The organism is Kitasatospora sp. NPDC047058, from assembly GCF_040643935.1.
In the GTDB taxonomy this organism is placed as follows: Bacteria; Actinomycetota; Actinomycetes; order Streptomycetales; family Streptomycetaceae; genus Kitasatospora.
This window is the reverse complement of sequence record NZ_JBEYVJ010000211.1, coordinates 1-12416: the sequence shown is the minus strand read 5'-3', so window position 1 is coordinate 12416 and position 12416 is coordinate 1. Positions and strand designations below refer to the sequence as shown.

The following is a 12416-nucleotide window of genomic DNA, read 5'->3' as shown; positions in this document are numbered from 1 at the left end:
GCCGGCCGGGCCGCACCCGGCCGCCCGGGGTGCAGGGCGCCGAGGGCGCCGGCGAGGGCGGCGCGGTTGGCCTCGACGGTCCCCGCGAGCACCTCCCGGCCGGCCGCCGCCCGGGGCCCGGTCGCCGCGGTGGTCATGAGGTCTCCTCCTTCACGATCGGTGCGGGGTGGCCCGCCGGTGCGGGGCCGGCGACCGGTGCCGGGGCGCCGCCCGGCGCCGCGGCCCGGTCCGCCAGCAGCGTGCGGTACGGGCCGGGGACGGCGGCCAGTCCGGCCGGGGTGCCCTGCTGGACGATCCGGCCGGCCTCCAGCACCACCACCCGGTCGGCGGCCTGGATGGTGCTGAGCCGGTGGGCCAGCACCAGGCAGGCCGCACCGCGCCGGCGGAGGTGCTCGTTGACGGCCGCCTCGGTGTGCGCGTCCAGCGCCGAGGTGGCCTCGTCCAGCACCAGCAGGACCGGGTCGAGCGCCAGCGCCCGGGCCAGTTCCAGCCGTTGGCGCTCGCCGCCGGAGAGGTTGCGGGCGTCCTCCTCGATCCGGCCGGCGTCCGGTCCGCCGCGCCGGGCGACCAGGTCGGCGGCCTCGGCGTCGGCGAGCGCACGCCGCAGCGCGTCCTCGTCCGCCGCCGGGTTCCAGAGCGTGAGGTTCTCCCGGAAGGTGCCCTCGAAGAGCCGCAACTGCTGTTCCACGTAGGCCACCTGGCCGGTCACCACGGCCCGGTGCCAGTCCTCGCGGGGCCGGCCGTCCAGCAGCACCTCGCCCGTCCAGGGGCGCAGCACCCCGGCCGCGAGCCGGGCCACGGTGGACTTGCCGCTGCCGCTGCCGCCGACCACGGCGACCCACTCGCCGGGGCGCACCCGCAGCGAGATCCCCTCGATGGTGGCCGGGCGGTTCGGGTCGTAGCCGAACGAGACATCGCGCAGCTCCAGTTCGCCCCGCAGCCGGTCGCCGGCGGCCGGCCCGGGGGCGTCCAGGACCGGCGTCAGGTACGGGTCGGGTTCGGCGGTCTCGACGTCCTCCAGCAGCGCGTTCTGCGCCCGGGCCGTGGTGAACTCCGATCCGACGGCGACCAGTTGGCCGACCGGCTGGAGGAAGCCGTTCATCAGCAGCAGGAAGGCGAGCAGCGTGCCGGTCGTGATCGAGCCGCCGATCAGCAGTGCGGTGCCGGCCACCACGACGGCCGCGCCGGCCGCCGAGTTGAGCACGCCGGGCAGCGAGAGCGGCACGATGACGGCCTCGGTGACCCGCTGGCCGGTCTCCATCGCCCGGGCCTGCCAGCCCGCCCAGGAGCGGAAGAAGGAGTCCTCGGCGCCCTCGGCCTTCAGCGTCTCGATCGCCGACACCCCGGCGAAGGCGACGCCGTCCCGCTTGTACTGCTCGGCGTGCAGCCGGTGCACCAGCCCGCCGCGCCGCCAGTCGGCGACCCGCAGGGCCAGCACGTCCAGCAGGGCGACCGTCACCGGGACGGCGGCCAGCCGGGGTTCCAGCGAGCACAGCGCCGCCAGGTGCACGACGGCCCCGGCGGCCGCGGCGGCGGCGCCGGCCGTGCGGTGGGAGAGCAGCATGGCCAGGCCGTCGTTCATCTGCACCCGGGTGACCAGCCCGCCGAGCTGCCGGCGGTGGAAGAACGCCCCGGGCAGCCGGAGCAGCCGCCAGAGGAAGCCGGCCGAGGCGCGGGCGGCCATCGCCTCCAGCACCCGGTTGACCAGGCGCTGCTGGAGCCAGGTGCCGAGCAGGACGGTGGCCGCGACCCCGGCCGCGGTGAGTGTCAGCGGCACGGCCCAGCCGGTCGTCCCGGACAGCACCACCGAGCCGAGGTAGGCGCGCAGCAGGAAGGCGGCGGCCACCCCGGGGACGGCCAGCAGCACCGCGAGCAGGACGGCCAGCAGCAGAGGCCCGGCGAACGGCCGCATCCGCCCGGCCAGCGCGCGCAGCAGCGGCAGGCGCCGACCGCCGGCGACGAACTCCGGCCCGGGCTCGAAGCCGACCGCGATCCCCGCGAAGGAGTCCCAGAACTCCGCCGGGGTGGCCGAGTAGCCGCCCAGCGAGGGGTCGTTGATCCGGACCCGGCCGCGCCGGATCCCCTCGAAGACCGCGAAGTGCGGCCCGGTGACCAGCACCATCGACGGCACCTGGAGCCCATCGAGGCCGAGCAGCCGGCCCTCGCCGCGGACCACCCGCCGCCCGCGCGCCACCAGCCCGTACCGGCCGGCGGCCCGCGCGACGGTGGCCGCGCTCACGCCGTCCCGGCTGACCCCGCAGGCGCGCGAGGCCTCGTGCAGCGTCACCCGCCGCCCGAACGCGCCCAGCACCACGGCGAGGCAGGCCGCCCCGCAGTCCTGTTCCTCCATCTGCGGCACGACGGGGGTGCGGAGGTAGCGGCGCCGGCGCTGCACCGGTGGTGGCGGCGCGCCGGCTGGAGAGGTCTTCGGGGCCGGACCGCCGGCCTGGGCGGGCGACGCGGACGCGGTCTCCCGGACGTCGAGGCTCATCGTTTGGCCCCCGTCCCGAACACGGCCTGGTACGGGTGCCGGGCGCCCAGGTCGACGGCGGCCGAGACCGGCACCGGGCCGGCCAACTCCGCTGCCAGGAAAGGTAGGTCGGCGTACGCCGTCCAGACCGGGGCGGCGCCGGCCGGCAGTCCGGGCAGCGGGACGGGGAAGGTCCCGTCCAGCGAGTCGGCCCGCACCGGCAGCGGCTCCACCACCGTGATCACGGCACGCACCTTGCCCACCCCGGGCACCGGCACCAGCACGGCCCGCCCGGGCACCAACTGCCCGGCGTCCTTGAGCGTGGTGGCGAACAGCCGTACGGTGGCGGGCCGGTGGCTCGCGTCCAGCGCGGCCAGGCCGGCGCCGGGGGCCAGTTCGCCGCCCGGTGTGGCCAGCAGCGCGCTGACCGTGCCGTCGGCCGGGGCCGGGACAGTGACCTCCGCACCGTCCGGCGTGCGCAGCAGCGCGACCGGCTGGCCCTTGACCACCGGCTGGCCGGCCGTGACCCGGTAGCCGAGCAGTGCGCCCGCCCGGTCGGCGCGGACGGTCTCGGGGGCGCTGCCGTGCGCCAGGACCGCCGGCAGGGTGAGGGTGGACGGCAGTGTGCCGAACACCGCCCAGCCCGTCCCGGCGCCGACGGCGAGCGCCAGGGCGGCCGCGGCGGCCCAGAGCCGGGCGCCGACCAGCCGCACCGGGCGGTCCAGCCCGGGTTCCAGCACGGCCGCGGCCCGGGCGGCGGCCACCGCGGTCGCCCCGCCGGCCGGCGCGGGCACGGCAGGCATCGGTACAGCGGGCGGCTCGGCGGCGGACGACCCAGCGGCGGGCGACTGCGCGGCGGAGGACGGCGTAGCCACCGGCCCGCCCCCACCGCCACGCCCAGCCGCAGCCCCTGCCCCAGCCCCTGTCCCAGAGCCAGCAGCCGCAGGAGCCCCAACACCCGCGCCGCCACCGCCCGACCGCCGGCGGTCGCGCCGCTTCCTCGTCGTCGTCCCGCTCATGACCGCCCCACCCCCACCGGCTCCGCTGTCCGCGCCGGGCACCGCACCGGCAGCTCCCGCATCCCGCCGAACACGAACTGGGTGCTCCACGGCACCGTCGCCCCGGTCAGCGGCGTGCTCAGCTCCCTGCTCTCCCCCGCCGCCGCCAGCCCGCGCAGCACGGCCGCGCCGGCCATCAGCGAGAGCGGGGCGCCCAGGCAGTGGTGCGGACCGTGGCCGAACGCGAGGTGGCGCAGCTCGGCCCGGTCCGGGTCGAAGCGGTCCGGGTCGGCGAAGCGCCGCGGGTCACGGTTGGCCGCCGCGTAGAGCAGCAGCGCGACCCGGCCGGCCGGGATGACGGTGCCACCCACGGCGACGTCGGCGGTGAGGGCGCGGGCGCTGGCCCGGACCGGGCTGCCGAGCCGCTGCGCCTCGTCGAACACGGCCTCGGCGCACCCGGGTTCGGCGCGGAGCCGTTCGGCGAGGCCCGGTGTGCGGAGCAACTGCCAGACGGCGACGGCCAGTCCGGAGGTCAGCGTCTCCAGCCCGTTGGCCAGCAGCATCACCACGAAGGCGAGCAGGTCCTCGTCGTCCAGGCGTCCCTCGGCGCGGGCGACCGTGAGCCGGCTGATCAGGTCGTCGCCGGGGTCGGCGGCGCGTGCAGCGCACAGCTTCTCGACGTAGTCGCGGAACTGCTCGAACCCGGCGTCGAGTTCGGCGCTCCGCCGGTCGTCGGCCCGGTCGCCGAAGTCGTCCAGCAGGGCGCGGCCGACGAGTCCGGCCCAGCCGGTGACCCGTTCCTGCTCGGAGTCGGGGATGTCGAGGACGGCGCAGGAGACGGCGACCGGCAGCGGTACGGCCAGGTCGGCCACCACGTCGAACGAACCGGCGGCGAGCAGGGGGCGGAGCAGCCGGTCGGCGGTGCTCTCGATCCGCCCGCGAATCTGCTCCAGCCGCCGGGCGCTGAACGCCGTGGTGGCGAGCCGCTTGAGCCGGGTGTGGTCGGCGCCGTCGCGCATCGGCAGCATCCGGCCGACGATCCGGGCGAGCGCGGTGGATCCGCCCCGGGGCAGGCCGACGGCGCTCGCGTCGACGCTGGTGCCGGGGTGGGTGAGGACGGTGATGATCTCCGCGAAGCCGGAGACCACATGGACCCGGCCGAGGTCCAGGACGGGCGCCTCGGCCAGCAGCCGGCGGTAGAGCGCGGGTGGGTCCGAAAACGCGGCGGGCTGCTGGATGAACCGCGTCAGCTCGTGCCGGAGGCTCTCCATGGCCCGGCTCTCCTTCTGCTGCTCGGAACTCCCCGGCCGGAGCCGGGAACTGTCGGTGGTGCGACTGGGGCCTGTCCGCGAACAGGGGTGCCGCGGTGACCCCGCCCGAAGAGGCGGACCCACCGCGGCACAGGCCCGTTACTCCGCCGCGGTCTCGGCGGCCTTGTTGGAGATCGAGCTGAAGCTCGACACCGGGCAGGCCGCGCAGCCCAGCGAGCTGACGCTGACGCCGGCGCCGTTGACGTCGTCCAGCTCCTCGATCTCGATGTCGAACTGCTCGTTCTCGACGTTCTTGTTCTCGGCCATGACGGTGTCCCTTCGGGTGTCGGCGCCGGCCCCGGCGGGGCTGGTCACCACGGGCGCCTCGGCTTTCCGGTTTCCTTTTCTCCGGCTCGCTTCCGGCGATGGGAAAACTATGCGCCGGGCGGCCGGACGCCGCCCAGTAGGGGATGTCAGCAATTCCCCGCTGCAAAATGACACACCCCTGCACATGACCTTTTACATAGGCTCTGACCTGCGACTATCTGCCTTCTTGCAAGGACCGGCCGCCACCCTTCACGCTGTCTTCCATGACACTCGAAAAGGGCCCGGACATTTCCGGGGAACTCGCCGTGGAAGTCCGCGGACTGCGCCGGAACCACGGCGATTACGAGGCCGTCCGCGGCGTGTCCTTCACCGTCGCGCGCGGTGAACTGTTCGCCCTGCTGGGCACCAACGGGGCCGGCAAGACCACCACCCTGGAGGTCCTGGAGGGGTACCGCCCGCCGAGCGCGGGCACCGTCCGGGTCCTCGGCCTGGACCCGTACACCGAGGGCGCCGCGGTCCGCCGCCGGACCGGGGTGATGCTCCAGGAGGGCGGCTTCTTCAGGGAACTGACAGTCCGTGAGACCGTCGACGCCTGGCGGTCGTTCATCACCGGAGCGCGGCCGGCCGGCGAGGCGCTGGAGCTGGTCGGCCTGACCGGCCGGTCCGGCACCCAGGTCGGGCAGCTGTCCGGCGGCGAACGGCGCCGCCTGGACCTGGCGTTGGCCGTCCTGCACACCCCCGAGCTGCTGTTCCTGGACGAGCCGACCACCGGCATGGACCCGGAGGCCCGGCGGACGACCTGGCAGCTGGTCCGGGAGCTGCGCTCGGCCGGCACCACCGTCCTGCTGACCACTCACTACCTGGAGGAGGCGCAGCAGTTGGCCGACCGTGTGGCCATCATGGACCGGGGGCGGCTGGCCGCCACCGGCACCGTCGCCCAGGTGCTGGCCGGCCACGGCACCCGGATCACCCTCCCCCTCCCGCCCGGCGTCCGGCCCGGCCAACTCCCGCTGGTGCTGGGCGAGTCGGCGCAGGTCGAGAACGGCACCGCGGTGTACACCGTGGACCGGACCGGCCCCGCGCTCGCCGTGCTGCACGGCTGGGCGGCGGACCTCGGCGTCGAGCTGGACGGCATCGAGGCCCGCAGCGCCACCCTGGAGGACGTCTTCCTCGGCCTCGCGGAGCACCCCACGGCCGGGTCCGACGGCGACGCCGGCGCCCTCGCGCCCAACCCCGCCGCAGCGACCCCCGCCGACCCGACTCCCGCCGACCCGACTCCCGCAGAGGCGGCCACCCGATGACCGACCCCCGCCGACCCCTCACCTGGCCCGACTACGCCCGCGCCCAGTTCCGGCTCTCCTGGAAGGTGTTCTGGCGCAACCGGCGCTCCACCTTCATCGGCTTCCTGCTCCCCGTCCTGCTCGACCTCGCGGTCGCGACCCCGCTGCGCGGCAAGGAGCTCGGCGGCGTGAACGCGGCGGCGTACACGACCCTCGGCTTCGTCGGGTTCGCGCTGGTCACGGCGTTCATCAACCTGCTGAACGGGATCGTGGCCCGCCGTGACGACCTCGTCCTCAAGCGGCTGCGCGGCACCGAGGTGCCGCCGAGCGCCGTCCTCGCCGGCCAGTTCGGCGCCGCTGGGGCCGTGCTGCTGCTCCAGGTGCTGCTGCTCGGCGCCCTCGCCGTCCTCTGGTTCGACGCCCCGCTGCCCACCGACCCGCTGCTGGCGTTGGTGGTCCTGGGCGCCGGGTTCCTGCTCTTCGCACTGCTCGCCGCCGCGCTCTCCGGCCTCACCCCGGGCGCCGAGGCGACACCGATGGTCGCCACGCCGGTGCTGCTGCTGTCGATGTTCGCCGGCGGCGTCGCCACCCCGGTCGGCTCGCTGCCCGACTGGCTGCAGGCGCCGGCCCACGCGCTGCCGCTGACGCCCGTGGTCGAGGCGCTGCGCACCGCCTGGTTCGGGCGCGCGTTCGGCGCCGAGTCCTGGTCCGGACCGCCGCTGCCCGGGCTCGGCCTGCTCGACACCTGGGCGCACGCGGCCCCCAGCCTGCTCCTGCTCGCCGCGTGGACGGCCGCCGCGGCCGCGCTCACCCGCCGGCTCTTCCGCTGGGAGCCCCGCCACGCCTGACGGGTGCCACGCCTGGCCGGATGCCTCGCCTGGCCGGGTGCCCCATCGGCCCGATCCCCCGCATCGCCCACGACCGGCCACGTACGACCAGCCCGTACGACCAGCCTGTACGACCGGCCGCGCACCCCGGGGAACGGGGTGCTGCGGCGGGTCGGGGAACAGGGGTGTTGCCGCAGCCCCATCCGCTCGTTGTTTCCGGTATGAGCTCCGACTTCCGGGCCCTCGGCGCCCTAGACGAAACGATTCTGCAGGACGCGATCCTGCACGAATCCCCGATCTTCGCCCACCTCGCGCTGCTCTGGCGCAACGCCGGCCGGATGGTCCCCGGCCGGCCCGACCAGGAGTGGCGCCACCTGACCGAACCCCCGCAGTTGTTCCGCCTGGGCCGCGGCGGCACCGAGCAGACCGGGGAGGAGGCGTGACCCACCCCGAGACCCCGCGCGTCCCCGGCCAGCGCACGCCCGCCGAGGTCTGCGCCATGCCGCTGGAGCTGCAGGCCGTGGTCTGCCCCGGCCTCAACGTCGCGGTGGCCGCCTGCCTGCGCTACGACCTCGCGGAGCCGTACGCGGTGTACCTGGACAACCACGTCGACCTGGACGAGCCGGTCACCTGGGTGTTCGCCCGCGACCTGCTCGCCGCCGGCGTGGACACCCGGGCGGGCCTGGGCGACGTGTCCGTCTACCCGGGTGGCGGGGCGGGCCCGGCGACCGTCTGCATCGCCCTCGGCGGCGGGAACGACACGGTCGTCCTCCGCGCGGAGGCAGCGCCGGTCAAGGCCTTCCTCCACGCCACCGAGCGCATCGTGCCGTACGGCTCGGAACCCCGCCACCTCGACCTGGACGGTCTGCTGCTCCGGCTCCGCGACGAGTGGCCGCCGGAGCCGTGCCCGTGACCACCGGGACCACCGGGACCACCAGGACCACGACCACCGCCCCGAGGACCACTGCAACCCCGGGCATCCCAGCGGCTCCCGGTCGCGCTCCGGGCAGCGAAGCGGCGCACCGGCCCGGCCCCTCGGCGCCGCCGCGTACGGCATGCTGGGCGGTCGTGTACGCCGAAATCAACGCGCCCGAAGCCGGCGGAGTGCTCTGGACGAGCACCCCCGCCGCCCCCGGGCTGCAACGGATCCTCCCGGACGGCTGCCTCGACCTGATCTGGACCGGCGGCGAGCTGCTCGTCGCCGGCCCCGACACCACGGCCGTACTGGTCGGGGCCGGGCCGCAGCGCGGGACCACCGTCGGACTGCGGTTCGCCCCCGGCACCGGGCCCGTCGTGCTCGGCGTCCCGGCCCATGAACTGCGGGACCGCCGCGTCCCGCTCGCCGCACTGTGGCCCGGCGCCGACGTCCGGCGCCTCACCGAACGCCTCACCGAGCGCGCCCCCGAACGCCTCACCGAACGCCTCACCGAACGCGCCACCGAGCGCGTCGCGGACGCCGACGCGCCCGGCCGGCTGCTGCGGGCGCTGGCCGCGGCCCGGCTCGACGCCCCCGGCCCGATCAGGCCCGACCCGATCGTGCCCGAGGTGCTCGCCGGGCTCGCGGCGGGCGAGCCGGTCGCCGCCTGCGCGGCGCGCGCCGGGTACAGCGAGCGTCAGTTGCACCGGCGCTGCCAAGCCTCGTTCGGCTACGGACTGAAGACGCTCGCGCGCATCCTGCGGATGAACCGGTCCGTCGGACTGGCCCGGGCGGGCCGCCCCTTCGCCGAGATCGCGGCCACCGTCGGCTACGCCGACCAGGCCCACCTGAGCCGCGAGGTCAGGGCCCTGGCCGGGGTGCCGCTGAGCGCGCTGACGTGAGCACCCGGGCACACCTCGGACGTGCTCAGGCCAGCGGGCTGAACAGGTCCACCGGGTTGCCGTCCGGGTCCTGGAGCTGCGCGTAGCGCTGGCCCCAGAAGGCGTCCCAGGGCTCCAGGCGGCTCCGGTGGCCGAGCCCGACCATCCGCGCGTACTCCCGGTCGACCTCCGCCGGAGCGTCGCAGCGCAGGGCGATCCCCATCCGCGCCCCGCCGGACGGCGGCGTCCACTCCGGGTCGAAGCCACGGACCACGTCCGCCCGGTCCCAGGCCAGCCGGAGGCCTCCGGGCAGGACCACCTCCACGTGCGGCTCCCGGTCGGCGTCGGCGGGGATCTCCAGTCCGAGGTCACGGTAGAAGGCCAGTGAGCGCCCCATGTCGGCGACGACCAGCCCGATCAGGTCGATGTGCATTCCCATGCCCGCACGGTAGGCCCGGCCGGGCCGCCGGAGCTTGAAGGAATCGGACATGCACCCGGCGCCGCTCCCCACAGGGCGCACGCCCCGCCCGCCCCACCCGGCCGCACGCCCCGCCCGACCTGCCGGGCGTGCCCCGAGGGAGGACCATGGATGGACCGAACCCGTCCGCCGGCCCCGCGCCGCGGGCAGCACGCGCAGGGCCTTCGGCTCTCGCCGGGAGGAGGGCTTGGGATGAGCGCGACCGAGGCGGGCCGGACCGGCCCGGATCCGCCGGTGCCCGCCCGCCTGCTGCCCGGCGGCCTGCTGGAGCTGCTCGGCGTGGCGGCCGTGCTGCTGGACTCCGAAGGCCGGATCGCGCTGTGGAGCCCGCAGGCGCAGAAGCTGTTCGGCTGGAGCTCCGAGGAGGCGCTCGGCCGGTACGCGGCCCAGCTGCTGGTCCCCGAGGAGTACTTCGCGCTCGTCCTCGAACTGTTCGCCGCGGTGATGTCCGGCGGCGAGAGCTGGGCCGGGGTGTTCCCGGTCCGGCGCAAGGACGGCTCGACCCGTCTGGTGGAGTTCCGCAACATGCGGCTGCAGGACCAGGACGGCGCCGCCTACGCGCTCGGGATCGCCGCCGACGAGGCGGTCGTGCGCGGGCTGGAGCGCGATCTGGCATTGTCGTCGCGGCTGGTCGCCCAGTCCCCGATCGGCCTGGCGGTGCTGGACACCCAGCTGCGGTACATCCTGGTCAACCCGGCGCTGGAGCGCATCAACGGCCTGCCCGCCCGGCAGCACCTCGGCCGGACCGTCCGGGAGATGCTGCCGTTCCTGGACGTCGGCGCGATCGAGGCGGCGATGCGGCAGGTCCTGGCCGACGGCACGCCGCTGCTGGACCGGTTCACCACCGGGCGCACCCCCGCCGACCCGGACGCCGACCACGCCTGGCTGGTCTCCTACTACCGCCTGGAGGACCCGGGCGGGCGGGCGCTCGGCGTCGCCCTGTCCGTGGTGGACGTCACCGAGCAGCACCGTGCCGACCGCCAGGCCGCCCAGGCCCGCCGCCGGCTCGCCGTGATCGCCCGGGCCTCCGCACGGATCGGCACCACCCTCGACCTGGACCGGACGGCCGCCGAACTCGCCGACACCGTGGTCCCGGACCTCGCGGACATCGCCGCCGTGGACATCCTCGACGCCGCCCTCGCCGCCCGGACCGCCCGGCTGTCCCCGACCGGCCCGGCGGTCTTCCGCGCCCTCGCGGTCCAGGCCGCCTACCCGACCGAGGCCCGGGCCGCGGCCGACCCGGTCGGCGAGATCACCCGGTACGAGGCCGACCGGCTGGTCACCCGCTGCGTGGCCACCGGCCGGCCGGTCCACCTCGCGCAGGTGCGGACCGCGGACCTGCCGCGGATCGCCCGTGACGCCGAGTCCGCCGCCGTCCTCGCCCGCGCCGGCGTCCACTCGTACCTGGCCGTGCCGCTCATCGCGCGCGGCGAGGTGCTCGGCGCGCTCGACCTCAAACGGGCCCGCAACCCGCTGCCCTTCGACGCCGACGACCTGCTGCTCGCCGAGGAACTCGCCGCCCGCGCCGCCGTCTGCATCGACAACGCCCGCTGGTACCAGACCCAGTTGGAGGCCGCCACCACGCTCCAGCGCCACCTGCTGCCGCGCACCCCGCCCCACCTGCCCGGCCTGGCCGTCGCCGTCCGCTACGAGCCCGCCGGCACCCCGGGGCACGCGGGCGGCGACTGGTTCGACGTCATCCCGCTCACCGCCGGCACCACCGCCCTGGTGGTCGGCGACGTCATGGGCCACGGCCTCACCGCCGCCGCCACCATGGGCCAACTCCGCACCGCCGCCCGCACGCTGGCCCGCCTGGGCCTGGACCCCGCCGACATCCTGCGCCACCTCGACGAACTCACCTGCGACCTCGAGGAGACCATCGCCACCTGCGTCTGCGCCGTCCACGACCCCGGCACCGGGGGGTGCCGCATCGCCCTGGCCGGCCATCTGCCGCCCGTCCTCGACCGGCCGGGCCGCCGCCCCGTGCTGCTCGACCTGCCGCCCGGCGCCCCGCTCGGCACCGGCGGGCTGGTCCCGCTCACCACCACACTCCTGCCCCTCCCGGCCGGCGACCGGCTCGTCCTCTACACCGACGGCCTGGTGGAGCGCCGCGACCAGCCGCTCGACCGCCGCCTCGACGCCCTGCTCGACGTCCTCTCCGGCCCCCGGATCGGCCTCCAGGCCACCTGCGACCACCTCCTCGCCGCTCTGCCCACGGCCGGCGGCAACGACGACGTCGCCCTCCTCATCGCCGAGGCCGCCGAGCCTGGCGAAGCGTCCGACGCCGCCGACGCCGCCGAGAGGCCGTAGCGCCCGTTCACCCGCGCAGTGCGCCGCCGCCTTCCGGTGTGCACGGGAGGCGGCCAGTGTGACCACGGACACATCGCGGGGCGAAAGAGCCCCGCCGGAGGTCCCGCTCACGAACCCCTGGAGCAGCCCGGCCACCCGGATCAGCCACCGGTAACTCCCGTGCATGTCAGCACAGTTGAGCCCACCCATCCCGCCGGCGCAAGGGCTGCCGCCGGCCGCCGGGGCCCGGTGCGTGCCGGGCCTCCCGCGTGAGGGGCGGAACGCGCTCCCCGAATAATTTGGCGCTCCTCGCGCAAGTTTCCGTTATTCCCATCCGCCCCATCCGCTCTCTTGTGTGTCGGAAGGCCTGGATCCGTCCCTCGACAGGGGGACACCCCGGGCCCTCGCACAAGGAAAGGAACGTGATGGGACACCGGAGCAGCGAGCTTCGCCGTCGCCGGCAGAAGCGCTCGACCCGCAGGACGGCGCTGATCGGCCTGGCGGTCGCAGCCGGCCTGGTCGGGGGCGTGCTGGGAATCCAGACCGTGGTGAACGCGCCTTCGCACAACTCGGCCGTGGCGTCGGCCGACGGTCTCGGCGCGGGTCAGATGGTCGGTCTGGTCACCGACGACGACGGCGAGACCGGCTCCGCCGAGAGCGGCACCAAGGCGCCGGCTGCCCCGAAGCGTGACACCAAGGC

At 75.9% G+C, this 12416-nt stretch carries 12 protein-coding genes; 7 read left to right on the top strand and 5 right to left on the bottom strand.

Going from position 1 to position 12416, the window contains the following annotated elements:
- Positions 1-133 precede the first annotated feature (133 nt).
- The 4 genes from ABZ885_RS26090 to ABZ885_RS26075 form a co-directional block, all read right to left on the bottom strand.
- Positions 134-2491: an ATP-binding cassette domain-containing protein gene (locus ABZ885_RS26090; protein ID WP_360193257.1), complete on the bottom strand. Its 2358-nt coding sequence runs from the start codon at positions 2489-2491 to the stop codon at positions 134-136.
- Complete coding sequence (locus ABZ885_RS26085) at positions 2488-3273, bottom strand: biotin/lipoyl-containing protein (RefSeq protein WP_360193254.1); 786 nt, start codon at positions 3271-3273, stop codon at positions 2488-2490. Before ABZ885_RS26085 ends, ABZ885_RS26090 begins: the two co-directional genes overlap by 4 nt.
- Positions 3274-3485: 212 nt before the next feature.
- Positions 3486-4739, bottom strand: coding sequence for a cytochrome P450 (locus tag ABZ885_RS26080; protein ID WP_360193252.1), 1254 nt, complete (start codon positions 4737-4739; stop codon positions 3486-3488).
- 138 nt (positions 4740-4877) lie between these two features.
- Positions 4878-5093, bottom strand: coding sequence for a thiocillin family RiPP (locus ABZ885_RS26075; protein ID WP_360193249.1), 216 nt, complete (start codon positions 5091-5093; stop codon positions 4878-4880).
- Positions 5094-5308: 215 nt separating this feature from the next.
- Between ABZ885_RS26075 and ABZ885_RS26070 the strand changes: the two genes are divergently transcribed.
- From ABZ885_RS26070 to ABZ885_RS26050, 5 genes are all read left to right on the top strand, one after another.
- Positions 5309-6346 (top strand): ABC transporter ATP-binding protein, encoded by a 1038-nt coding sequence (locus tag ABZ885_RS26070; RefSeq protein WP_360193246.1) that lies wholly within the window; start codon positions 5309-5311, stop codon positions 6344-6346.
- Complete coding sequence (locus tag ABZ885_RS26065) at positions 6343-7173, top strand: ABC transporter permease (protein WP_360193243.1); 831 nt, start codon at positions 6343-6345, stop codon at positions 7171-7173. Before ABZ885_RS26070 ends, ABZ885_RS26065 begins: the two co-directional genes overlap by 4 nt.
- A 200-nt stretch (positions 7174-7373) precedes the next feature.
- A complete protein-coding gene (locus tag ABZ885_RS26060) occupies positions 7374-7595 on the top strand; it encodes a hypothetical protein (RefSeq protein ID WP_360193240.1) in 222 nt (73 codons plus the stop codon).
- Positions 7592-8065, top strand: a complete 474-nt coding sequence (locus ABZ885_RS26055) for an SsgA family sporulation/cell division regulator (RefSeq protein WP_360193237.1) — start codon at positions 7592-7594, stop codon at positions 8063-8065. Before ABZ885_RS26060 ends, ABZ885_RS26055 begins: the two co-directional genes overlap by 4 nt.
- A 155-nt stretch (positions 8066-8220) precedes the next feature.
- Positions 8221-8970 (top strand): helix-turn-helix transcriptional regulator, encoded by a 750-nt coding sequence (locus tag ABZ885_RS26050; protein ID WP_360193234.1) that lies wholly within the window; start codon positions 8221-8223, stop codon positions 8968-8970.
- A gap of 25 nt (positions 8971-8995) precedes the next feature.
- Here the strand turns inward: ABZ885_RS26050 and ABZ885_RS26045 are convergent, their stop codons facing one another.
- Entirely contained in the window at positions 8996-9388 is a 393-nt protein-coding gene (locus tag ABZ885_RS26045; protein WP_360193232.1) for a VOC family protein, read from the bottom strand.
- A gap of 231 nt (positions 9389-9619) precedes the next feature.
- Here ABZ885_RS26045 and ABZ885_RS26040 point away from each other — a divergent pair, with 231 nt between their 5' ends.
- Both ABZ885_RS26040 and ABZ885_RS26035 read left to right on the top strand, forming a co-directional pair.
- Positions 9620-11737, top strand: a complete 2118-nt coding sequence (locus ABZ885_RS26040) for a SpoIIE family protein phosphatase (protein ID WP_360193230.1) — start codon at positions 9620-9622, stop codon at positions 11735-11737.
- A gap of 404 nt (positions 11738-12141) precedes the next feature.
- Positions 12142-12416, top strand: a 275-nt coding sequence (locus tag ABZ885_RS26035) for a hypothetical protein (RefSeq protein ID WP_360193227.1), incomplete at its 3' end; no start/stop codon positions are given.